Below are 22,862 nucleotides of genomic sequence, written 5' to 3' on the forward strand. Positions count from 1 at the left end.
AAAGCCACATTCCATTTTTTGCGCGCAGCCGATTCTGCCGCGCCCTGACCCTATTGAGGTGATATGAACGAGTCATACGTACTTGCTGAAGTCAGCAATGAGAACCAGACGCTGGTCGCGGTGGTTCAGCAAGATCACCGGGCAGCCTATTTTTATATCTATCCCGCCGAAGCCTACAGCGATCGCTATCAGGTGCGCGCCTGTTGGCTGCGCAATCTGGCCGCCGCGCCGCTGCAGGAAGATCGCGCCGCGCTGGAGCAGGGGCAGCCGCCGATGCTGGCGGCGGAATTTTGCCGCAACCTGGAAGGGGAAGCGCCGCTGAACCCGGAAGGGTTGATGGTGGTGTGGAGCGAAAGCGACGACGGCGCGGCCCTGTGGTATTACGGCCAGCTGCTGGCGGTGATCCCCGGTTGGAGCCTGTATATCGACCATTCGGTGTGCTATTCGGCCAGCTGCATCAAGGAGAGCCCGTTGGCCTATCCGCTCGGCTCGGCCTCGACCAACACGCAATATGCGCAGGCGGAAAGCACCCGCCAGTTTTGGCGCAGCTGGCAGCGTGAAGAGGGCAACCCGTGGCCGAAGATGCAGCGCGATTTTCAGGCGCGCTATGAGCCGCATTTCGGCCCTTCGGTAAAATACTACGCCATCGATCAGGGCAAGTGGCCGCCGATGGCCATCACCCAGCACGAGCGCGACGGCATCTATTACTTCCTCACCATGGGCGTCAGCATTCGGCCGATGCCGTGGGTGGAGATTCTGTTCAACGACGAGGCTTCGCGCTATCGCCGCATGGAGATGGCGATCGCCATCGACAGCCAATACATGACCGAAGACAACGCGGTGCAGATGGCCAGCGCGCTGGCCGGTTTCGCGCACGCGCCTTGGGCGCGGCTGACCTGGATCGGCGAAGGGCATACGCTGGAGTCGGACGTGGCGCCGCTGGGCTACGAGGGCTATATTTTATCGTCGTCCTTCTACCCGCATCACGCGCACCTGACTCTGCCGCAGCAGTACGGCGACCCGGTGAACCTGTTTTGGGCCAGCCCGGTGTTTACCGCCGAGCGCCAGCTGGCGCACGCCACGCCGAACGGCGGGCACGATCTGGTGAACCGGTTGCGTGAGCAGGGCGTCGATCATATTTTCCGCCCGCGCCAGCCGGTGTGCTGACGCGGCTTAATCTTCGGGAGCCGCCATGACCACCGCGCTGTTGATTATCGATGTGCAGGAAGGATTGTTTACGCCGCCGCCGGCGGATGCCACGGGCACCGTTACGCGCATTAATCAGCTGAGCGAGCGCGCCCGCCGGGCGGGCGTGCCGGTTGTCGTCATTCAGCACCATACGCCGGACGACGAGCTGCCGCACGGCAGCGCCGCCTGGCAAGTGCTCGCGGCGCTGAAGGTGGCGCCAAGCGACCATCGGGTGGATAAAACCACGCCGGACTCGTTCCTGCGCACTTCGCTTGGCGCGTTGCTGATCGCCAACGGCGTATCGCAGTTGGTGGTTTGCGGTTACTCCACGCCGTTTTGCATCGATTCCACGGTGCGCAGCGCCGCGGCGCACGGCTATCCGGTGACGCTGGCGGCGGATGCCCACACCTGCCACGACAAATCCTATGCCGACGGCCTGCTGATCCGTACCCACCATAACGAGACGCTGTCGAATATCGACAGCTTCGGCGTGCCGATCCGCGCCGTGCCCGCAGCGGACATCGTGTTCTGAGAACGGAAAACGGGGGCCAGCGCCCCCGTTCGTTATTTCAGGCCCGCCCGCCGCGCCGCCACCTTGGCCAGCGCGGCCCAGTCCAGATCCGCATCCCCCTGCGCCATCGCGTCGAGGAAGTTGTCCTTCAGCACTCCGGCGAACGGCATCGGCGTATGGCTGTCGGCGCCGGCGGCCAGCGCCAGCCCGACGTCCTTCAGCCCCAGCGCCAGCCGGAATCCGGCGGGTGAATACTTCTCGGCGGCGATCAGCGCACCATAGCCCTGGTAAGCCGGGGCGGCGAAGACGGTGCTGCTCAGCATCTGCAGGTAGTCGGCGCCGGAAACGCCGTAGTTGCGCACCAGCGCGCTGCCTTCCGCCATCGCTTCAATGGCGCTGGCCAGCGTAAAGTTGGTGGCGATTTTGACCACGTTGGCCTGCGCCGGGTCGGCGCCGAAGTGCCAGGTTTTCTGGCCGAGGGCATCGAACAGCGGCTGCGCTTGCTTCAGCCGTTCGCTATCGCCGGCTGCCAGAATATTCAGCTTGCCGGCGGCGGCCACGTCGATCCGCCCCAGCACCGGTGCGGCGAGATAGCCGATGCCGTGTTCCGCATGCAGCGTCGTCAGGCGTTTGGCGAGCTCGACCGAGATGGTCGCCATATTGATATGCAGCGCGCCCGGTTTCATCCGCTGCAGCAATCCGCTGTCCACCACCACCTGTTGCGTGGCGGCATCGTCGGCCAGCATGGTGATCAGCACGTCGGCATCGGCCAACTGTTCTGGCCGTTCGGCCTGTCGCGCGCCGGCGTTTACCAGCGGCTGCGCCGCCTGCGGCGAGCGGTTCCATACCGTCAACGCGAAGCCCGCCTGCACCAGGTTAGTTGCCATGGCGCTGCCCATCCCACCCAGTCCGGCAAATCCGATCTTCATCATGCGCTCCTTTTTCAGGTTGAAGGTTTTACCCTAGCGCGCCGGGCCAGGAACGCAAATGCCGGAGTGTAACGCCTTCTTACGCGCCGGCGGCGGGCTATTGACGCATTGCCGCTGCGGGTATACCTTGATGGCATGAATATATCGATGCACTCCACCCACAATCAGTCATGGTGGCGCCTCTTCTGAGGCGGCACGAGTATTCACATCTCTTTTTAATGCCGCCGGTTTGGCGGCATTATCTTTTGTGGCGTTGATCCGGCGGTCTACAGACCTTCAGGAGCACTGTCATGAGCTACACCATTCTTACCGGCGATCGCGCTACCGGCCCACTGCATTTAGGTCACTTTGTCGGCTCGCTGCGCCAACGCGTCGAACTGCAGCACCAGCATAACCAAACGGTGATGGTGGCGGATCTGCAGGGCCTGACCGACAACGGCAACAACCCGCAAAAAATCAGCGCCAACGTGCTCAACGTGGTGGCCGACTATCTGGCGGTCGGCATCGATCCGCACAAGACCACGATCTGCCTGCAGTCGGCGCTGCCGGCGTTGGCCGAGCTGACGATGTACTACCTCAATCTGGTCAGCGTGGCGCGGCTGGAACGCAACCCGACGGTGAAAAACGAAATCGCCGAGAAGGATTTCGCCCGCAGCCTGCCGGCCGGTTTTCTGATCTATCCGGTCAGCCAGGCGGCGGACATCACCGCCTTCGGCGCCACCCACGTGCCGGTCGGCGAGGATCAGCTGCCGATGCTGGAGCAAACCAACGAGATCGTGCGGCGCTTCAACCACATCGTTGGCCAACCGATATTAACGGAGTGTCAGCCGCTGTTGAGCAACGTCGGGCGTCTGCCGGGGCTGGACGGGCAGGGCAAGATGTCGAAATCGCGCGGCAACGCCATCCCGCTTGGCGCCGGCGCCGACGAGGTTCACAAGGCGGTGATGAGCATGTTCACCGATCCTGGCCATCTCAACGTCAGCGATCCCGGCCGGGTGGAGGGCAACATGGTGTTCACCTATCTGGACGCCTTCTGCGAAGACGCCGCACTGGTGGCGGAGCTGAAGGCGCACTATCGGCGCGGCGGGTTGGGGGACGTGAAAATCAAACGGCTGCTGGAGGATTGCCTGCAGAGCCTGCTCGAGCCGATCCGCACCCGCCGCGCCGAATTCATTGCCGATAAAGGCGAGCTAACGCGTATCCTGCAGCACGGCACCCGCCGCGCGCATCAGGTCAGCCAGCAGACGCTGCAGCAGGTCAAGATGGCGCTGGGGCTGGACTTCTTTAGCCTGGAATGATGCGCACGCCGGGGCGGCACGCGTCACGCCCCGGCCATAAAACGATCATCCCACTGTCATAAACTTATCCGTTAATAGGTGCCCATAATGATTAGCCACTGAAACCAGAGAAATCATATGGCTCAGGCACTGTTAAAATTGGCACAGCACGACTTTCCAGGGCAGCACGCCGCCGCATCTCGCAAAGTATTATCGGTAAAGGGACTCGGCAAGGCCTATAAAGCGCAGCAGCGCGTGCTGGATGACATCAATTTCGATCTGCACGCCGGCGAGTTCGTGGCGGTGATCGGCCGCTCCGGCGCAGGCAAGTCCACGCTGCTGCATACCCTCAACGGCACCATTCCTTCCAGCTGCGGCGAGATGCTGCACTTCGAAGACGATGGCGTAGCGCAGGATATCGCCCAGCTTGCCGGCCGCCAGATGCGCCAATGGCGCGCGCGCTGCGGCATGATCTTCCAGGACTTCTGCCTGGTGCCGCGGCTGGACGTGATGACCAACGTGCTGCTGGGGCGCCTGAGCCACACCTCCACCCTGAAATCCTTCTTCAAACTGTTCGATGACGCCGACCGCGCTCGCGCCATCGAGCTGTTGCAGTGGCTCAACATGCTGCCGCACGCGCTGCAGCGCGCCGAGCACCTCTCCGGCGGCCAGATGCAGCGCGTCGCCATCTGCCGCGCGCTGATGCAAAACCCGCAAATCCTGCTGGCCGATGAGCCGGTCGCGTCGCTCGATCCGAAAAACACCCGCCGCATCATGGACGCGCTGCAGAAAATCAGCGAAGACGGCATCGCGGTGATGGTGAACCTGCACTCGGTCGAACTGGTGAAAGAGTATTGCTCGCGGGTGATCGGCATCGCCCACGGGAAGATCGTGTTTGACGGGCATCCTTCGCAACTGAACGAACGGATCCTGCACCAGCTGTATGGCGAAGAAGCCAATCAGATCCATTGAAGCACTTTTGACCTTTACCCTTTACCTTTACACACAAGGCACACCTAATGAAAAAAGTATTGAGTCTGACCACCCTGATGGCCGGCGCGATGATGGTATTTAATGCTGCCGCAGCGGATGCGCCGAAAGAGCTGAACCTGGGCATTCTCGGCGGCCAGAACGCCACCCAGCAGATCGGCGATAACCAGTGCGTGAAGCAGTTCCTGGACAAGGAACTGAATGTCGATACCAAGCTGCGCAACTCGTCCGACTATTCCGGCGTGATCCAGGGCCTGCTGGGCGGCAAGATTGACCTGGTGCTGAGCATGTCGCCGTCATCGTTCGCTTCGGTCTACATCAAGGATCCGAAAGCGGTGGACATCGTCGGCATCGCGGTCGACGACGTCGACCAGTCGCGCGGCTACCACTCGGTGGTGGTGGTGAAGGCCGGCAGCCCGTACCAGAAACTGGAAGATCTGAAGGGCAAGGCCATCGGCTTCGCCGATCCGGATTCCACCTCCGGCTTCCTGATCCCGAATCAGGCGTTTAAAAAGCTGTTCGGCGGCACGGTCGACAACAAATACAACAACACCTTCTCCAGCGTCACCTTCTCCGGCGGCCACGAGCAGGATATCCTTGGCGTGCTGAACGGCCAGTTCGAAGGCGCGGTGACCTGGGCGTCGATGATCGGCGACTACAACACCGGCTACACCAGCGGCGCGTTCACCCGCATGATCCGCATGGATCACCCGGACCTGATGAAACAGATCCGCATCATCTGGCAGTCGCCGCTGATCCCGAACGGCCCGATCCTGGTGAGCAACTCGCTGCCGGCCGACTTCAAAGCCAAAGTGGTCACCGCCATCAAGAAGCTGGATAAAGACGATCACCAGTGCTTTATCAAAGCGATGGGCGGCAAACAGCACATCGGCGACACTACCCTGGCGGAATACCAGACCATCATCGATATGAAGCGCGAGCTGACCAAAGGCGACCGTTAATTCCCGGCTGCCTCGGCCGTCCGAATGAAGGGGTTCAGCGTGCTGAACCCCTTGTTCCATCAAGATGGAAGACCTGCTTTGAATACCGATTTCGCACACTATTACCAACGGATCCGCAGCAAGCAAAAACGCGAAGCGCTGCTGTGGTCGCTCGGGCTGGTGGTGCTGTACCTGGGCGCCGGCAACCTCGCCGAGTTCAACCTGCACACCGTCTGGGTGTCTATTCCGCACTTCTTCGACTACCTGGCCGAAACCGTGCCGACGCTGCACTGGCACCTGCTGTTCGCCGATGGGCGCACCGAAGGTTCGCTGGCCTATTGGGGTTACCGCCTGAACATCCAGCTGCCGCTGATCTGGGAGACCCTGCAGCTGGCGCTGGCGGCGACCATTTTTTCGGTGCTGGTGGCGACCGTGCTGGCGTTTCTGGCGGCCGGCAATACCTATACCCCGGCCTCGGTGCGGCTGGCAATCCGCACGCTGGTGGCGTTCTTGCGCACCATGCCGGAGCTGGCGTGGGCGGTGATGTTCGTGATGGCGTTCGGCATCGGCGCCATTCCCGGCTTCCTGGCGCTGGCGCTGCACACCATCGGCAGCCTGACCAAACTGTTCTATGAATCGATCGAAACCGCCTCCAACAAACCGGTGCGCGGGCTGGCGGCCTGTGGCGCCACGCCGCTGCAGCGCATGCGCTTCGGCCTGTGGCCGCAGGTGAAGCCGGTGTTTCTCTCCTACAGCTTCATGCGGCTGGAGATCAACTTCCGTCAGTCGACCATTTTGGGGCTGGTGGGGGCGGGCGGCATCGGCCAGGAGCTGATGACCAACATTAAACTCGACCGCTACGATCAGGTCAGCATGACGCTGCTGCTGATCATCGTGGTGGTTTCCGTGCTCGACTATGTGTCGGGCGAGCTGCGCAAGCGCGTGGTGGAGGGGGCAAAATGATAGCGGGCACTCCGGCATCGGCGGAAACGCTGCACCAGTTGAAACAGCAGCATCCGGCGATCTTCGCGCAGCAGGGGCGCTACCTGCGCACCGTCGGCCTGATCGCACTGGCGATCGTGCTGTATTACGTGTTCTTCTTCCTGGTCTTCGGCATTAGCTGGCCGCAGTTTATCAACGGCTGCCAGCAGCTGGGGCGCTATTTCCTGCGCATGTTCGTCTGGCACGACTTCGCCAACTGGCCGTTCATGTACTACTTCCAGCAGATCGGCATTACTATCGCCATCGTGTTCGCCGGCACCATTACCGCGTCGCTGATCGCGCTGCCGCTGTCGTTTTTCGCCGCGCGCAACGTGATGTCGACGCCGCTGCTGCGGCCGATCTCCGTGCTGGTGCGTCGCTTGCTGGACGTGCTGCGCGGTATCGACATGGCGATCTGGGGGCTGATCTTCGTGCGCGCCGTCGGCATGGGGCCGCTGGCCGGGGTGTTGGCGATCGTGATGCAGGACGTCGGGCTGCTGGGCAAACTGTACGCCGAAGGGCACGAGGCGGTGGACAAGTCCCCCAGCCGCGGCCTGACGGCGGTGGGCGCCAACGGGTTGCAGAAGCACCGCTACGGCATCTTCACCCAATCGTTCCCCACCTTCCTGGCGCTCAGCCTGTACCAGATCGAGTCCAACACCCGCTCAGCGGCGGTGCTGGGCTTCGTCGGCGCCGGCGGCATCGGCCTGGTGTACGCGGAGAACATGCGGCTGTGGAACTGGGACGTGGTGATGTTCATCACCCTGATCCTGGTGGTGGTGGTGATGATCATGGACAAGGTCTCGTCGATGCTGCGCAACAAGTACATCATCGGCGAAGACATCCCGCTGTATCAGCAAAAAAGCCAAATCGATTGAGAAACCCCTTGCCGATCCCTATACTGCCGCACATTCAAGGTGTGTGGCAGTCATTTCGTTTCGCAATGTGCGCACGTCCCCGTTAGACAAGTAAAGGCAATGCAATCCCATGATGAACAACGACGTGCTGCGCAGCGTGCGCTATATGCTGAGCATTAACAACGCCAAAATGGTCGAGATTATCAAACTGGACGATTTCGAGGTGGCGGTGTCGGCGATGGACGCTTACGTGATCAAAGAAGGCGAGCCGGGCTACGAGAAGTGCCCTGACGAAGTGATGGCGCACTTCCTCAACGGCCTGGTGTTCTTCAAGCGCGGCAAGGACGACAAGTTCCCGGCGCCGGCGGTTGAACTGCCGATCACCAATAACCTGGTGCTGAAAAAGCTGCGCGTGGCGTTCGAGCTGAAAGACACCGACATGCATCAGATTTTCACCGCGGTGGACTTCCGCATCTCCAAGCCGGAGCTGAGCGCGCTGTTCCGCAAAGAGGGCACCAAGAACTACCGCCCGTGCGGCGATCAGATGCTGCGCTACTTCCTCAAAGGGTTGGCGCAGCGCGTTCGCGGCGAGTAACGCGCAGCGTTCACCGAACATCAGGCGCAATCGCAAGGTTGCGCCTTTTTTATTGCCGCTCTCCCGCTCGCCGTTGTTGTACTGGCCCTCAGCCACCCGTCATCGATGGAGGGCGAGCCGCCCGTCCGTTTACTTTTCTAGGGTTCGTTCAATGTCGATTGAAACGTAAAATCCAGAGGAGTAATTCAATGGCTCAAATGTCAAAAGAAGATCCACAGTTCAACACAAAAAATGCCGCCGCTCAGGTCAATGACGGCGGCGAATTCGCTGAATATACCCCTGAACAGTTCGGCGCCGTAGGCGATGGCCTGGCTGACGATAGAGATGCCGTCAGCGCCATGTTCGCTAAAGTGGCGATTGACGCCGCTAACTCGATGAAAAAACGCCAGGTCAGAATGGCGAATGTCTATCGGTTGACGTTGGGTTCGGCTTGGCAGCCTCTACAGATCCCCAGCAACTGCCATATTTATGGCGGTGGTGAAATTCACCTGGATGACGATACGCCTCAAATCAATATTTTTAATACCGTGGAACAGTCGAATTTCATCGTGGAAGATCTGAGGATCACGAGAAAGGTGACTCAGAAAGATGCAGATCCTATTTGGTGGTATGCCACTCGCGCGTGTACCGGCATGGCTTTCACCCGTTGTGAAAACTTCACCGTGAGAAATTGCGTCATCAGCATGCATACCGATGCTTTGGGCCTTTCTGACTGTACGTCAGTTACCCTTGAGAACAATTTACTTAAAGATCTGGGTGAAGAACCTATCGCCGTTCGTGGCGGACGCCATATTACAATCCAGAATAACGAACTGACGAATCATCAGGGTGACGGGATCTTGCTGAAAACGGGCGTGAACCGAGATGCTTATGACATCTTGATTGTGAACAATCATATTCATGATGGACATAAACCCGCTAAACCCGCTGGGGCCGGGCATACGCAAAGAGGGGGCGGGGTGACATTGAATAATGAAGTGACCGGCACGCCTCATTCATTCACTAACCTGACCGTTGCCAATAACCATATTGTTAATACCAGCTATGGCATTTCGCTGGGTGGAATCAGTGACATTAATATCTCTAATAACTACATCAAAACGATCGAAAGGTTCGGCATTCAGATAGACTATTCCTTAGTAAATAACCCCACCAAAATCTCTACGAATAATTCACGAATTATTGGGAATCACGTTGAAGATACCGTTGAGAATGGCATCGATTATCACGGCAATAACGATATTTCTGTCGCGGAGTCTGTTATCGCAGATAACTTTTTAAATTACTGTGGTACCTCCACGACGTCGGCCTTCAATGGCATTGCCGCAACGGAGGCGACCCTTTCAGGCAATATTATCAATAACTGTAAGGTCGCTCTGTTCGCCAATAGCTGCGTGATGACCGGTAACAAGATAACCAACTCCGGGTGGGCCAGCAGCCAGGTATGGATCAAGCTCTATGGCGACCGTACGGTGTTTTCCGGCAACCGGGTCACGGACTCTGATTTTGGCTATATCCGCTTTTTGAATGGGAAAAACGCCATTATTGAAGGGAATGTGATTAAGCTTGCTGCGCCTGCTCGGGCGCTGGAGTTAGGCGGGGCATTTGACGAAACGACTCTCATTGGCAAGAACGTCTGGGATTGCGCTTTTAAACCGATTCTCTCTACGATTGCAGGGGTAACGGGCAATCAACTCATTCAGTATTCCTTCCCGAATGAAGGCGTGCCCCACATTACCCCTCAGATGTTCGGCGCGAAGGGCGATTGGAATGATACAGCTGGCGTTGGTACGGATGATACGCAGGCGTTTAAACAGGCTATCGCTTATGCGATTAGCCAAGGCTGCAAGAAGCTCTATGTTCCTGCCGGTAACTATTACATTACAGATACCTTAAATTTAGGGGGAGAAAACTACACCGGAGATAAAGGCATTGCGATAGAGGGCGAAAATTGGATTAGTACGAAATTCTTCTTTAAGCCGACGTCTAATGATCATGCGTGTTTTGAGTCGAAAGGCGGTTCCGGGATCCATACCAACAGATATATCAGCGATGTGACGATTACGCCGGCCAAGGGCGCGTTATATACGGGCACCGGCTATCGGATCAATGGTTCCTGTTTCATGCGGCATGAAAGATTGCTGATTATGAAGTTTTTTGTGAACTTACATCTGTTGAACGGCTATGCCGGTGCGTTTACCGAGTTCGTCAGTTTTCACTCTTGCCGGTTCCACCGCGGCCTGTCCAACATATTGATGGAGAGCAATGGCGGGGATAGCTCCTTCCACGGCGTGGGGTTCCATGAAATTCAATGTCAGATCAAAGTCTCCGGCAATCCGGGCGATGGTGGCACAAATACGGATGCCGGCGTGGGGCTGGAGCTGAGAGGAAACGCCAACAGAGCAACGTGGTACAACGGTTTCTGCTATATCCACCTGTTCGGTGGCGTCGGCGCTACGGCGATTAAACTCACCCGAACCAACACCGATAACATCCTGGGGCAGTTTACTTGCGAAGGTGAAACTATTCTTCAGAGTGATGGAAGCACTTTTGAATGTCGAGGCGGTTTCTATAATGTGAGTAATACCACTTACAATGTGGCTGCAGAACCGGTAAACGGCATCGCGGCGGCATTTGTGTTTGATAACATGCTGAGCAATACGACAAGATTCGCCAACGCGGCAATCGCCGATATGGCTCCTAGGCAACTTCCGTGGTCCTTGGCGGACAGGGCCAGCCATGGCGCTTATCCGGCGATTTTCCATGGCATCAAGGGCGAATCCGATAACCTGTTCTATGCCGCCAAAGGAGGGAGTACCAGCTACCATTACTTTGGCGGCATTTCTCCAGGCAATAACCTTCAGGGGTTTGAACCGGGCGTCAGGTTGGCTCAGGACGGGGCTTCTTTAATTAGTTTTTCACCTAAGTTTACGCTTGGCGCTAATAACAATACGACCAGCAGCGGCGTGTCCATCTCCCCGGCGGATTTTTCGCCGCAGAAGGATATCGCGACCGCCTTAGGACAACCCTCATTTAAATGGAGCGGGTTGTACACCAAGCAGTTAACGGTTGCGGATAATGGCATCTATCCGGCCGGTAACGGCGCTTATCCTATTGGTGGGCCGAATAACCAATTCTCCTCCGGCCACATAAAAGTGTTGAATATTTATGATTCAGCGAACGTGAACGGAGATCCTGTAGGTGTCAGAGTTGCTGTCCCCGCTTCGGCCGTTGCGCCCGGTAAAATAGGCCAATGGTCGGCAGACTCCACGTTCTTTTATATTTGCACGGCGGCCAATACCTGGAGAAGGGTAGCGCTCACCACATGGTAGGTGCTGAGCTTGCGGTTGACGGTTGACCTATCCACATCGGCCTCCGGGGCGGCGAGTGTCGTCGCCCCGATTTTCCTCTGCATCATCCCCTTATTGCACTCTTTTTGTTCTTCCGCTGCGCGCCGCTGGTGCAGCCCGTTCGTCGTCGCTGTCATAAGTTTTAATTATAATTCATTGAAATCATGAGATTAAAAATTGGCACGCCGGTTGCTCTGTTGAATCCCATCTTGTGTACCAGATGGAATTCAGCCGATGAGCGAATCTGTTGTAGCGTGCGGTTTTACCCTCAGTGAATGGCAACACCATTACCAAACCCGCCCGGCGGGCGAGCGCCTTGCCTGCGTCAGTGCGACGATCGAAACGTTGGTCGCCGGGCTGAGCCCAGACGATAACGCCTGGCTGTATCTCGCCACGCCGGCGCAGCGCGAGCAGCAGTATCAACAGCTGGCGCAAAGGCTGGAAGCAGTCGCCGGCGATCTCAGCCGCCTGCCGCTGTTCGGCGTGCCCTTCGCCATCAAAGACAATATCGACGTCGGCGGCTGGCCGACCAGCGCCGCCTGCCCGGCGTTCACCTATCAGGCCGCGGCGGACGCCACCGTGGTCGCCCGCCTGCGCGCCGCCGGGGCGATCGCCCTCGGTAAAACCAACCTCGACCAGTTCGCTACCGGGTTGGTAGGCACTCGCTCACCGTATGGCGCGGTGGTCAACAGCTTCGACAGCCGCTACGTCAGCGGCGGTTCCAGCTCCGGCTCCGCCTCGGTGGTGGCACGCGGCCTGGTGCCGTTCGCGCTCGGCACCGACACCGCCGGTTCGGGGCGCGTGCCCGCCGGGTTCAACAACATCGTCGGGCTGAAGCCGACCAAGGGGCGGTTGTCCAACCGCGGCGTGGTGCCGGCCTGTCGGTTGAACGATACGGTGTCGGTCTTCGCGCTGACCGTGGCCGACGCCGCGCAGGTGACGGAGTTGGCGAGCGGCTTTGACGCGGCAGACCCGTATTCCCGTGCCGATCCGCATACCGCGCCGGCGGATATCCCCGCCGCACCGCGTTTCGCCGTTCCCGCCCAGCTGGAGTTTTTCGGCGACGTTCAGGCCGAGCGGGCGTTTCACCGTGCGCTGGCGCAGCTGCAGGCGGGCGGCGCCACGCTGGAACCCCTCGATTTCGCGCCGTTTCGCACTCTGGCGGAACAGCTGTATTACGGCCCCTGGGTGGCGGAGCGCACGGTAGCCATTGAGCAGGTGCTGGAAGCGAGCCCGCAGGCCATCGATCCGGTGGTGCGCGGCATCGTCGGCAACGGCCTCGGCTACAGCGCCTGCGACGCCTACAAGGCGGAATACCTGCGCGCCGAGCTGGCGCGGCAAATCGCCCAGCGGCTGGCGCCGTTCGACGCGCTGGTGGTGCCGACCGCGCCCACTATTCGCACCCTGGCGGAGATGGCGCAGGAGCCGGTGCTGTTCAATTCGCAATTCGGCACTTACACCAATTTCACCAACCTGGCCGATCTGAGCGCGCTGGCGCTGCCGGGGCCGCAGCGCGAAGACGGTCTACCGGCGGGCATCACCCTGATTGCGCCCGCCTGGCATGACCGGGCGTTGGCGGCGTTTGGCCTGCGCTGGCAACGGCAAAGCGCCTTGCCGCTCGGCGCTATCGGCCGGGCATTGCCGCCGCAGCCTGTGCCTGCGCCGTCCACAGGGCACGTGCGTCTGGCGGTAGTGGGCGCTCACCTTAGCGGCATGCCGCTCAACGTCCAGCTGACACAGCGCGACGCGGTGCAGGTGGAGCAAACCGCTACCGCCCCCTGCTATCGCCTGTATGCGCTGGCCGATACCGAGCCGCCGAAGCCGGGGCTGGCGCGCGCGGCGCAGGGGGCGGCGATCCGCGTTGAGCTGTGGGACATCCCGCTGGCCCGTTTCGGCGAGTTTGTGGCGGAAATTCCGGCGCCATTGGGCATCGGCACGCTGCTGCTGGCGGACGGCCGGCGGGTGAAGGGGTTTATCTGCGAAGCCTGGGCGCTGGAAGACGCGACGGATATCACTGAGTTTGGCGGCTGGCGCGACTATCTCGCCAGCGTTAAGGGGGCATGAACATGTTTACTACCGTACTGATCGCTAACCGCGGCGAAATCGCCTGCCGCGCCATTCGCACCCTGAAACGCCTGGGCGTAACCAGCGTGGCGGTCTATTCCGACGCCGACCGCAATGCGCCGCACGTCGCCGAGGCCGACAGGGCGGTGGCGCTTGGCGGCGACAAGGCCGCCGACAGCTACCTGCGCATCGACAAGATCCTCGCGGCGGCCGCGGCCACCGGCGCGCAGGCGATCTACCCCGGCTACGGCTTTTTGTCCGAGAGCGCCGAGTTTGCCGACGCCTGCGAGGCGGCGGGCATCGCCTTTATCGGCCCGACGGCGGCGCAGATGCGCGAGTTCGGCCTCAAGCACCGGGCGCGCGAGCTGGCGGCGTTGGCCGGGGTGCCGATGACGCCGGGCACCGGCTTGCTGGAGAGCGTTGAGCAGGCGGTCTCGGCCGCTGCGCGCATCGGCTACCCGGTGATGCTGAAAAGCACCGCCGGCGGTGGCGGCATCGGTCTGACGCGCTGTGACGACGAGGCGGCGCTGCGCGACGCGTACGACAGCGTCAAACGGCTGGGAGAGCAGTTCTTCCGCGACGCCGGCGCCTTTATCGAACGCTTCGTCGATCGGGCGCGCCACGTCGAGGTGCAGATTTTCGGCGACGGCCAGGGGCGGGTGGCGGCGCTCGGCGAGCGCGACTGTTCGCTGCAGCGGCGCAACCAAAAGGTGGTGGAGGAAACCCCGGCGCCGCATCTGCCGGCGGCGACCCGCCAGGCGCTGCACCGGGCGGCGGTGGCGCTGGGCGAGTCGGTGAATTACCGCAGCGCCGGCACCGTAGAATTTATCTATGACGCCGCGCGCGACGAGTTTTATTTCCTGGAAGTGAACACCCGCTTACAGGTCGAGCACCCGGTTACAGAAATGGTCACCGGCCTGGATCTGATCGCATGCATGCTGCAGGTGGCGGCGGGCGACGCGCTGGATTGGGCGGCGTTGCAACGCGCGCCGCAGGGCGCGGCGATCGAAGTGCGCCTCTACGCCGAAGATCCGCTGAAAAACTTCCAGCCCAGCCCCGGCGTGCTGACCGAGGTGCATTTCCCTGACGACGTGCGCCTCGACGGTTGGGTGGCGACCGGCAGCGAAGTGTCGGCGTTTTACGACCCGATGATCGCCAAGCTGATCGTGCACGGCGCCGATCGGGCGCAGGCGCTGGAAAAATTGCGCGTGGCGTTGGCGGCGACCCGTTTGCACGGCATCGCCACCAACCTCGACTATCTGCGGCAGGTGATCGCCACGCCGCAATTTCAGCGCGGCGACGTCTGGACGCGCCTGCTGGACGATGTGCGTTTCCAGCCGCACTGCCTCGAAGTGCTGCAACCCGGTACCTACAGCAGCGTGCAGGATTATCCCGGCCGCCTCGGCTATTGGGACATCGGCGTGCCGCCGTCCGGCCCGATGGACGACTTCGCGTTTCGGCTGGCCAACCGCATCGTCGGCAACCACCCGGCGGCCGCCGGGTTGGAGTTTACCCTGCAGGGGCCGACGCTGCGCTTTCACTGCGACGCCACCCTCGCGCTGACGGGCGCGAGCTGCCCGGCCGATCTGGATGGCGAGGCGGTCGCCTACTGGCGGCCGATCGCGGTGCGGGCCGGGCAGGTATTGACGCTGGGGCGTGCTACGCAAGGCTGCCGCACCTATCTGGCGGTACGCAACGGCTTTGACGTGCCGGTGTATCTCGGCAGCCGCTCCACCTTCGCGCTGGGCCAGTTCGGCGGCCACGCCGGGCGCACCTTGCGGGTGGCGGACATGCTGGCGATCGCCCAACCGGCGCTGGCGGCCAGCACTACGCCGGCGCCGATCGCCGCGCCGCAGGCGATGGACGACAGCCTGATCCCGCACTACGGCGACCAGTGGCACATCGGCGTGCTGTACGGGCCGCACGGCGCGCCGGACTTTTTCACCGCTGAATCGATAGAGGCCTTTTTCGCCACCGACTGGCAGGTGCATTACAACTCCAACCGCCTCGGGGTGCGCCTGGCGGGGCCGAAGCCCGAGTGGGCGCGGGAGGACGGCGGCGAGGCCGGTTTGCATCCTTCCAACGTGCACGACTGCGAGTACGCCATCGGCGCCATCAACTTCACCGGCGACTTCCCGGTGATCCTGACCCGTGACGGGCCGAGCCTCGGCGGCTTCGTCTGTCCGGTGACCATCGCCAAGGCCGAGCTGTGGAAAGTGGGGCAGGTGAAGTCGGGCGACCGCATCCGGTTCCATCCGATCGGCTTTCGCCAGGCGCAGTCGCTGGAGCAGGCGCAGCTTGGCAGCATCGAAGCGCTGGCGGCGGTGAAGGCCATCACCCTGCCGCCGCCGGATCTGGCCCCGGCGGAGACCGTTTCCGCCGCGGTACTGGCGGCGCTGCCGGCGGCGGACGGGCGCCCGGCGGTGGCGTATCGCCAGGCGGGGGACGGTTACATCCTGATGGAGTACGGCGACAACGTGCTCGATCTGGCGCTGCGGCTGCGCATTCATCTGCTGATGCAGTCGCTGCGAGAGGAGGCGATACCGGGCGTGGCGGAGCTGGCGCCGGGCGTGCGTTCGCTGCAGATCCGCTACGACAGCCGGCGGATAAGCCAGGCCGATCTGCTAGAGCGCCTGCTGGCGCGTGAACGGGCACTGGGGGACGTCAGCCGCCTGAAGGTGCCGACGCGCACCGTGTGGCTACCGATGGCGTTCGAAGATTCGGCCACGCTGGGGGCGGTGGATCGTTATCAACAGACGGTGCGCGCCTCGGCGCCCTGGCTGCCGAACAACGTCGATTTCATTCAGCGCATCAACGGCCTGAGCCGACGCGAGCAGGTGCGCGACATTCTGTTCGACGCCAGCTACCTGATCCTCGGTTTGGGAGACGTCTACCTCGGCGCACCCTGCGCGGTGCCGCTCGATCCGCGCCATCGCCTGCTGAGCTCCAAATACAACCCGGCGCGCACCCACACCGCCGAAGGGACGGTCGGCATCGGCGGCATGTACATGTGCATCTACGGCATGGACTCGCCGGGCGGTTACCAGCTGGTGGGGCGCACGCTGCCGATCTGGAACAAATTCCTCAAAAACCCGCAGTTCACCGCCGGTGAGCCCTGGCTGCTGCGCTTCTTCGATCAGGTGCGCTTCTACCCGGTCAGCGAGCAAGAACTGGACGAGCAGCGCGAAGCGTTCCGTGAAGGGCGCATGCAGGTGCGCATCGAAGAAAGCGAATTCGACTTCGCCGCCTATACCCGTTTCCTGGCCGACAACGCCGAGGCGATCGCCGACTTCCAGCATCGCCAGCAGCAGGCGTTCAGCGCCGAAGTGGCGCGCTGGCGCAGCGATGACGACGAGGCCGAGGCGCAGCTGTTGCCGCCGGAGGAAGAAGACGCCATCGACGGCGATCGGGTCAGCGCCGATCTGAACGGCAGCGTGTGGAAGATCCTGGTGGAACCGGGGCAGGCGGTGGCGGCCGGGCAGCCGCTGATCGTGGTCGAGGCGATGAAAATGGAGCTGGCGGTCACCGCACCGCGCGCCGGGATCGTTAAACGCATCAGCTGCCGGCAGGGGCGGCCGGTCGGGCCGGGCGACGCCCTGCTGTGGCTGGAAAAGGCGGTCTGAACGGAGGAGCGATGATGCAAATCACCAACGGAGAGCACAAGGCGCGGCCGGAGGGGCTGGCGGAGCGCATTTATCTGCAGCTCAAGGCCGACATCTTCGAGTTTCGCCTGCTGCCAGGCGATCGCTTCAGCGAAAGCGACGTGGCGCAGCGCATGGCGGCCAGCCGCACGCCGGTGCGCCAGGCGCTGTTTCGACTCGAGCGTGAAGGCTATGTCGAGGTGCTGTTTCGCAGCGGCTGGCAGGTGCGGCCGTTCGACTTCGCCTACTTCGAAGAGCTGTACGACCTGCGCATCGTGTTGGAGCAAGAGGCGGTGAAACGGCTGTGCGAACGCCCGGCCGGGGAAACGCCGGACGCGCTGGCGGCACTGAGCCGTTTTTGGACCGAAGCGCCGCGTCTGGCGGACGGCAAGGCGGTGTCGCAGCACGATGAGCAGTTTCATCAGGCGTTGGTGGCCGCGGCGGGCAACGGCGAAATGGCGCGCATCCACCGCGAGCTGACCGAAAAGATCCGCATCATTCGCCGGCTGGATTTCACCCAGCAGGCGCGGGTGGACGCCACCTACCGCGAGCACGCCGCCATTTTGCAGGCGATCCTGCGGCGGCAAAGCGGGGAGGCGCAAACGCTGCTCGGCGAGCATATCGCCGTCAGCAAGGCAGAAGTGCGAAAAATAACGCTGCACATGTTGCACCAGGCGCGGGCTCAGCCGCCCGCGCGCTCGGCGTAACGATTTTGATTTCACACACATCAGGAGTTTGAACTATGCAACGTCGTCGTTTTATCAAAGCTTTTGCGCTGTCCGCCGCCGCTGTCGGCCTGGGCCTGGCCTGGAGCGCGCAGGCCGCCGACACCATCAAGGTCGGTATTCTGAGTTCGCTCTCTGGCACCATGGCGATTTCCGAGACGCCGCTCAAGGATGTGGCGCTGATGACCATCGACGAGATCAACGCCAAAGGTGGGGTGCTCGGCAAAAAGCTGGAGCCGGTGGTGGTGGATCCGGCCTCCAACTGGCCGCTGTTCGCCGAAAAGGCGCGCCAGCTGCTGAGCCAGGACAAGGTGGCGGCGGTGTTCGGCTGCTGGACTTCGGTGTCGCGCAAGTCGGTGCTGCCGGTGTTTGAGGAGCTGAACGGACTGTTGTTCTATCCGGTGCAATACGAAGGCGAAGAGATGTCGCCGAACGTGTTCTACACCGGCGCGGCGCCGAACCAGCAGGCGATCCCGGCGGTGGAATACCTGCTGAGCGAGGACGGTGGCGGCGCCAAGCGCTTCTTCCTGTTGGGCACCGATTACGTCTATCCGCGCACCACCAACAAGATCCTGCGCGCCTTCCTGCACAGCAAAGGCGTGCAGGACAAGGATATCGAAGAGGTCTATACGCCGTTCGGCTACAGCGATTACCAGACCATCGTCGCCAACATCAAGAAGTTCGCCGCCGGCGGCAACACTGCGGTGATCTCCACCATCAACGGCGATTCCAACGTGCCGTTCTACAAAGAACTCGCCAACCAGGGCGTCAAGGCCACGGACGTGCCGGTGATCGCCTTCTCGGTCGGCGAGGAGGAGCTGCGCGGCATCGACACCAAACCGCTGGTGGGCAACCTGGCGGCCTGGAACTACTTCGAATCGCTGGATAACCCGACCAACAAACAGTTTGTCAGCCAGTGGAAAGCCTACGCCAAGGCGCACAATCTGCCGAATTACGCCACCGCGGTGACCAACGATCCGATGGAGGCCACCTACGTCGGCCTCCACATGTGGGCGCAGGCGGTGGAAAAAGCCGGCACTACCGATGTCGATAAGGTGCGCGCGGCGATGGCCGGGCAAACCTTCGCCGCGCCGTCGGGCTTCACGCTGACCATGGACAAGACCAATCACCACCTGCACAAACCGGTGATGATCGGCGAAATCGAGGGCAACGGGCAGTTCAACGTGGTGTGGCAGACCGAAGCGCCGGTGCGCGCGCAGCCGTGGAGTCCGTATATCGCCGGCAACGACAAAAAACCGGATTACCCGGTGAAAGGCGGCAAGTAACGTCACTCAGCGCCGGCGCGGCTCGACGCGCGCCGGCCCAACAGAAGAGGCAGCTGATGCAATCTCCGTTTTTATCCTCTCTGCGCGCCGGGCTGTGGCTGCTGTGCGCCTGGCCCCTGCTGGCGCAGGCCGGGCCGGCCGATGAGTTCGCTGCGGCCAATCGCGCGCAGCAGGCCAAACTGCTGCAGGCGTGGGCGGCCGAGCCGGACGCCGCGCGCCTGCCGCTGCTGCAGGGGCTGCAGCAGGAAACCGTGGCGATCGACGAGGCGAAGCGCGCCTTTATCCGCCAGGGCGACCGCTATCTGCCGCTTGAAGGTGAGGCGGCCCCGGTTGGCGAGCCGAAGAAAGTGTGGCTGAACAACCGGCTGCGCATTCTGATTGCCAACGCGTTGTCGGCGCAGCGGTTGGTCAGCGCGGACGCGGCGGTGCGGCTGCAGGCGGCGACCGCGCTGCAGCGCGAGGCGCAGGGCGAGCAGTTGCCGCTGTTGACCCGGCGGCTGGCGCAGGAGAAAGACCCGCAGGTACGCGACGCGCTGAGCATTGCGCTGGCGAACCTGCAATTGGCCGATGCCAGCCCGCAGGTGCGCTTCAATGCGGTGCGGCTGCTGGGGGAATCGGGCGAGCCGGAAACCCGCGCGCGGCTGCAAGCCTTGACCGATGCGGCCAATGAGCCGGACGCCGCGGTGCGCGCCGAGGCGCAGCGCAGCCTGCAGCGCGTGCAGCACCGCCTGATGATCGGCGATCTGCTCGGCCAGGCGTTCAGCGGCCTGTCGCTCGGTTCGATCCTGCTGCTGGCGGCGCTCGGCCTGGCGATCACCTACGGCCTGCTCGGCGTCATCAATATGGCGCACGGCGAAATGCTGATGCTCGGCGCCTATTCCGCCTATCTGGTGCAGGGGCTGTTTCAGCAATTTGCGCCGCAGTGGCTGGCGCTCTACCCGCTGGCGGCGCTGCCGGTGGCGTTCGCCATCACCGCCGGGATCGGCATGGCGCTTGAGCGTACGGTGATCCGCCACCTGTACGGCCGGCCGCTGGAAACCCTGCTGGCCACCTGGGGCATCAGCCTGGTGCTGATCCAGCTGGTGCGGGTGCTGTTCGGCGCGCAGAACGTCGAGGTCGCCAACCCGGCGTGGCTGTCGGGCGGGGTGCAGCTGTTGCCGAACCTGGTGCTGCCGTGGAACCGCATCGCGGTGATCGTGTTCGTGCTGCTGGTGCTGGCGTTGACCTGGCTGCTGCTGAACAAAACCCGGCTCGGCATGAACGTGCGCGCGGTGACGCAAAACCGCGCGATGGCGGCCTGCTGCGGCGTGCCCACCGGGCGGGTGGACATGCTGGCCTTCGGGTTGGGATCCGGCATCGCCGGGCTCGGCGGGGTGGCGCTGTCGCAGTTGGGCAACGTTGGGCCGGAGCTGGGGCAAGGTTACATCATCGATTCGTTCCTGGTGGTGGTGCTCGGCGGCGTCGGCCAGCTGGCGGGGACGGTGGCGGCGGCCTTCGGCCTCGGCATCGTCAACAAGATCCTCGAGCCGCAGATCGGCGCCGTGTTGGGCAAGATCCTGATCCTGGTGCTGATCGTTCTGTTTATTCAAAAGCGTCCGCAGGGGCTGTTCGCCCTTAAGGGCAGGGTGATTGACTGATGAGCCAACCATTGACCGTAACCGGCGTGCAGAAAGCGCCCCGGCTGGCGTTGAGCATCGGCGGGCTGGCGTTGCTGGCGCTGCTGGTCATGCCGTTCATGACGTTGTTGCCGGCGGATCATCCGCTGGCGGTGTCCACCTATACCCTGACGCTGGCGGGCAAGATCCTGTGCTACGCGGTGGTGGCGGTGGCGCTCGATCTGGTGTGGGGCTATGCCGGGCTGCTGTCGCTCGGCCACGGGCTGTTCTTCGCGCTCGGCGGCTACGCCATGGGCATGTACCTGATGCGGCAGGCGGCGGGCGACGGGCTGCCGGCGTTTATGGCGTTCCTCTCCTGGAACGAGCTGCCGTGGTTCTGGAGCGGCACCCAGCATTTCGCCTGGGCGCTGTGCCTGATCGTGCTGGTGCCGGGCCTGTTGGCTTTCCTGTTCGGCTACTTCGCCTTTCGCTCGAAAATCAAAGGGGTGTACTTCTCGATCATGACCCAGGCGCTGACCTATGCCGGCATGCTGCTGTTCTTTCGCAACGAGACCGGTTTCGGCGGCAATAACGGCTTTACCGGTTTCACTACGCTGCTCGGCTTTCCCATCACCGCCGCCGGCACGCGGGTGGCGCTGTTCCTGGCGACGGTGCTGCTGCTGGCCGCCAGCCTGGCCATCGGCTTTGCGCTGGCGCGCAGCAAGTTCGGCCGGGTGCTGACCGCGGTGCGCGATGCGGAAAACCGCCTGACCTTCTGCGGCTACGATCCGAAGGGCTTCAAGCTGTTCGTCTGGACGCTGTCGGCGGTGCTGTGCGGGCTGGCCGGCGCGCTCTATGTGCCGCAGGTCGGCATCATCAACCCCGGCGAAATGTCGCCGACCAACTCGATCGAGGCCGCCATTTGGGTCGCCCTCGGCGGGCGCGGCACCCTGGTGGGGCCGCTGCTCGGCGCCGGCATCGTCAACGGCGCCAAGAGCTGGTTCACCATGGCCATTCCCGAATACTGGCAGTTTTTCCTCGGCCTGATGTTTATCGTCGTCACGTTGTTTCTGCCCAAAGGGGTGATTGGCCTGCTGCGTCGAAGGAAATCCTCATGAAGGTGATGCAAGTGACCGACGAACTGTTTACTCATCCGCTGCCGGCGGACAAATACCGGCAGCAAACCGATCCGGTGCTGCAGCTCGACAACGTCAACGTCAGCTTCGACGGTTTTCGCGCGCTGACCGATCTGTCGTTGCGCATTGGCGTCGGCGAACTGCGCTGCGTGATCGGCCCCAACGGCGCCGGCAAGACCACGCTGATGGATGTGATCACCGGCAAAACCCGGCCGGACAGCGGCAGGGTGTTTTACGATCAGACCGTCGATCTGACCCGGCTGGCGCCGATGCAGATCGCCCACGCCGGCATCGGCCGCAAGTTTCAAAAACCGACGGTGTTCGAGGCGCTGACGGTGTTCGAAAATCTGGAGATCGCGCAGAAAACCCGTAAGTCGGTGTGGGCCTGCCTGCGCGCCCGCCTAAGCAGCGAGCAGCGCGACCGCATCGACGAGATGCTGAAGACCCTGCGGCTGGGGCATGAGCGCCACCGGCCCGCCGGGCTGCTGTCCCACGGGCAGAAACAGTTTCTCGAGATCGGCATGCTGCTGGTGCAGGAGCCGCACCTGCTGCTGCTCGACGAGCCGGCGGCCGGCATGACCGACGCCGAAACCGACTACACCGCCGAACTGTTCCGCGAGCTGGCGGGCAAGCATTCGCTGATGGTGGTGGAGCACGACATGGGGTTTGTGGAAACCATTGCCGATCGCGTGACGGTGCTGCATCAGGGACAGGTGCTGGCGGAAGGATCGCTGGCGCAGGTGCAGGCCGATGAACGGGTGATTGAGGTATATCTGGGGCGCTGAGGAGGCGTAAT

17 protein-coding genes are annotated in these 22,862 nt (G+C 62.3%); 16 read left to right on the forward strand and 1 reads right to left on the reverse strand.

Going from position 1 to position 22,862, the window contains the following annotated elements; all coding sequences use genetic code 11:
• The first annotated feature begins 63 nt into the window (after positions 1-63).
• Entirely contained in the window at positions 64-1,167 is a 1,104-nt protein-coding gene (locus ACSJLU_RS06810; RefSeq protein ID WP_025302009.1) for a suppressor of fused domain protein, read from the forward strand.
• A 25-nt stretch (positions 1,168-1,192) separates the two neighbouring features.
• Entirely contained in the window at positions 1,193-1,720 is a 528-nt protein-coding gene (locus ACSJLU_RS06815) for a cysteine hydrolase family protein (protein WP_043136914.1), read from the forward strand.
• 32 nt (positions 1,721-1,752) lie between these two features.
• Here ACSJLU_RS06815 and ACSJLU_RS06820 read toward each other — a convergent pair whose 3' ends face one another.
• A complete protein-coding gene (locus ACSJLU_RS06820) occupies positions 1,753-2,628 on the reverse strand; it encodes an NAD(P)-dependent oxidoreductase (protein WP_025302011.1) in 876 nt (291 codons plus the stop codon).
• Positions 2,629-2,918: 290 nt separating this feature from the next.
• On the opposite strand from ACSJLU_RS06820, the gene trpS reads away from it, so the two are divergent.
• The 14 genes from trpS to urtD all read left to right on the forward strand — a co-directional run bounded on the left by trpS (position 2,919) and on the right by urtD (position 22,851).
• The gene (gene trpS, locus ACSJLU_RS06825; protein ID WP_043136919.1) at positions 2,919-3,926 is read left to right on the forward strand and encodes a tryptophan--tRNA ligase; all 1,008 of its coding nucleotides are present in this window, start codon (positions 2,919-2,921) and stop codon (positions 3,924-3,926) included.
• Positions 3,927-4,043: 117 nt separating this feature from the next.
• Complete coding sequence (gene phnC, locus ACSJLU_RS06830) at positions 4,044-4,877, forward strand: phosphonate ABC transporter ATP-binding protein (RefSeq protein WP_019454697.1); 834 nt, start codon at positions 4,044-4,046, stop codon at positions 4,875-4,877.
• Positions 4,878-4,924: 47 nt separating this feature from the next.
• Complete coding sequence (phnD, locus tag ACSJLU_RS06835) at positions 4,925-5,857, forward strand: phosphonate ABC transporter substrate-binding protein (RefSeq protein ID WP_025302014.1); 933 nt, start codon at positions 4,925-4,927, stop codon at positions 5,855-5,857.
• Between the two features lie 78 nt (positions 5,858-5,935).
• On the forward strand, positions 5,936-6,799 hold the full coding sequence (phnE, locus tag ACSJLU_RS06840; protein WP_021503954.1) for a phosphonate ABC transporter, permease protein PhnE: 864 nt from the start codon (positions 5,936-5,938) through the stop codon (positions 6,797-6,799).
• Entirely contained in the window at positions 6,796-7,695 is a 900-nt protein-coding gene (gene phnE, locus ACSJLU_RS06845; protein WP_169540383.1) for a phosphonate ABC transporter, permease protein PhnE, read from the forward strand. Before phnE (ACSJLU_RS06840) ends, phnE (ACSJLU_RS06845) begins: the two co-directional genes overlap by 4 nt.
• A gap of 109 nt (positions 7,696-7,804) precedes the next feature.
• Positions 7,805-8,269 carry a DUF1456 family protein gene (locus tag ACSJLU_RS06850; protein WP_004939471.1) on the forward strand — a complete coding sequence of 155 codons (465 nt, stop codon included), beginning with the start codon at positions 7,805-7,807 and terminating at the stop codon, positions 8,267-8,269.
• A gap of 188 nt (positions 8,270-8,457) precedes the next feature.
• Positions 8,458-11,601, forward strand: coding sequence for a right-handed parallel beta-helix repeat-containing protein (locus tag ACSJLU_RS06855; RefSeq protein ID WP_164068166.1), 3,144 nt, complete (start codon positions 8,458-8,460; stop codon positions 11,599-11,601).
• 252 nt (positions 11,602-11,853) lie between these two features.
• Entirely contained in the window at positions 11,854-13,683 is a 1,830-nt protein-coding gene (atzF, locus tag ACSJLU_RS06860) for an allophanate hydrolase (RefSeq protein ID WP_342096503.1), read from the forward strand.
• A 2-nt stretch (positions 13,684-13,685) separates the two neighbouring features.
• Positions 13,686-17,306, forward strand: coding sequence for an urea carboxylase (gene uca, locus ACSJLU_RS06865; protein ID WP_342096502.1), 3,621 nt, complete (start codon positions 13,686-13,688; stop codon positions 17,304-17,306).
• 14 nt (positions 17,307-17,320) lie between these two features.
• Positions 17,321-18,031 carry a GntR family transcriptional regulator gene (locus ACSJLU_RS06870; RefSeq protein ID WP_342096501.1) on the forward strand — a complete coding sequence of 237 codons (711 nt, stop codon included), beginning with the start codon at positions 17,321-17,323 and terminating at the stop codon, positions 18,029-18,031.
• 35 nt (positions 18,032-18,066) lie between these two features.
• A complete protein-coding gene (gene urtA, locus ACSJLU_RS06875; protein ID WP_025302020.1) occupies positions 18,067-19,335 on the forward strand; it encodes an urea ABC transporter substrate-binding protein in 1,269 nt (422 codons plus the stop codon).
• Between the two features lie 56 nt (positions 19,336-19,391).
• Complete coding sequence (urtB, locus tag ACSJLU_RS06880; protein ID WP_099816748.1) at positions 19,392-20,972, forward strand: urea ABC transporter permease subunit UrtB; 1,581 nt, start codon at positions 19,392-19,394, stop codon at positions 20,970-20,972.
• Positions 20,972-22,048 (forward strand): urea ABC transporter permease subunit UrtC, encoded by a 1,077-nt coding sequence (gene urtC, locus ACSJLU_RS06885; protein WP_025302022.1) that lies wholly within the window; start codon positions 20,972-20,974, stop codon positions 22,046-22,048. The genes urtB and urtC overlap by 1 nt, the downstream gene beginning before the upstream one ends.
• Complete coding sequence (urtD, locus tag ACSJLU_RS06890) at positions 22,045-22,851, forward strand: urea ABC transporter ATP-binding protein UrtD (protein ID WP_147822953.1); 807 nt, start codon at positions 22,045-22,047, stop codon at positions 22,849-22,851. The genes urtC and urtD overlap by 4 nt, the downstream gene beginning before the upstream one ends.
• Positions 22,852-22,862: the final 11 nt, after the last annotated feature.

Origin of the sequence: Serratia bockelmannii, assembly GCF_051803255.1 — a bacterium.
Taxonomy (GTDB): Bacteria; Pseudomonadota; Gammaproteobacteria; order Enterobacterales; family Enterobacteriaceae; genus Serratia; species Serratia bockelmannii.

What these genes read in the sequence shown, in the direction of transcription:
- urtB (WP_099816748.1), top strand. Translation starts at nt 19,392, where the DNA reads ATGCAATCTCCGTTTTTATCCTCTCTGCGCGCCGGGCTGTGGCTGCTG.
- ACSJLU_RS06850 (WP_004939471.1), top strand. Translation starts at nt 7,805, where the DNA reads ATGATGAACAACGACGTGCTGCGCAGCGTGCGCTATATGCTGAGCATT.
- urtA (WP_025302020.1), top strand. Translation starts at nt 18,067, where the DNA reads ATGCAACGTCGTCGTTTTATCAAAGCTTTTGCGCTGTCCGCCGCCGCT.
- atzF (WP_342096503.1), top strand. Translation starts at nt 11,854, where the DNA reads ATGAGCGAATCTGTTGTAGCGTGCGGTTTTACCCTCAGTGAATGGCAA.
- ACSJLU_RS06815 (WP_043136914.1), top strand. Translation starts at nt 1,193, where the DNA reads ATGACCACCGCGCTGTTGATTATCGATGTGCAGGAAGGATTGTTTACG.
- phnC (WP_019454697.1), top strand. Translation starts at nt 4,044, where the DNA reads ATGGCTCAGGCACTGTTAAAATTGGCACAGCACGACTTTCCAGGGCAG.
- phnD (WP_025302014.1), top strand. Translation starts at nt 4,925, where the DNA reads ATGAAAAAAGTATTGAGTCTGACCACCCTGATGGCCGGCGCGATGATG.
- trpS (WP_043136919.1), top strand. Translation starts at nt 2,919, where the DNA reads ATGAGCTACACCATTCTTACCGGCGATCGCGCTACCGGCCCACTGCAT.
- urtD (WP_147822953.1), top strand. Translation starts at nt 22,045, where the DNA reads ATGAAGGTGATGCAAGTGACCGACGAACTGTTTACTCATCCGCTGCCG.
- ACSJLU_RS06870 (WP_342096501.1), top strand. Translation starts at nt 17,321, where the DNA reads ATGCAAATCACCAACGGAGAGCACAAGGCGCGGCCGGAGGGGCTGGCG.
- ACSJLU_RS06810 (WP_025302009.1), top strand. Translation starts at nt 64, where the DNA reads ATGAACGAGTCATACGTACTTGCTGAAGTCAGCAATGAGAACCAGACG.
- ACSJLU_RS06820 (WP_025302011.1), bottom strand. Translation starts at nt 2,628, where the DNA reads ATGAAGATCGGATTTGCCGGACTGGGTGGGATGGGCAGCGCCATGGCA.
- uca (WP_342096502.1), top strand. Translation starts at nt 13,686, where the DNA reads ATGTTTACTACCGTACTGATCGCTAACCGCGGCGAAATCGCCTGCCGC.
- ACSJLU_RS06855 (WP_164068166.1), top strand. Translation starts at nt 8,458, where the DNA reads ATGGCTCAAATGTCAAAAGAAGATCCACAGTTCAACACAAAAAATGCC.
- urtC (WP_025302022.1), top strand. Translation starts at nt 20,972, where the DNA reads ATGAGCCAACCATTGACCGTAACCGGCGTGCAGAAAGCGCCCCGGCTG.
- phnE (WP_169540383.1), top strand. Translation starts at nt 6,796, where the DNA reads ATGATAGCGGGCACTCCGGCATCGGCGGAAACGCTGCACCAGTTGAAA.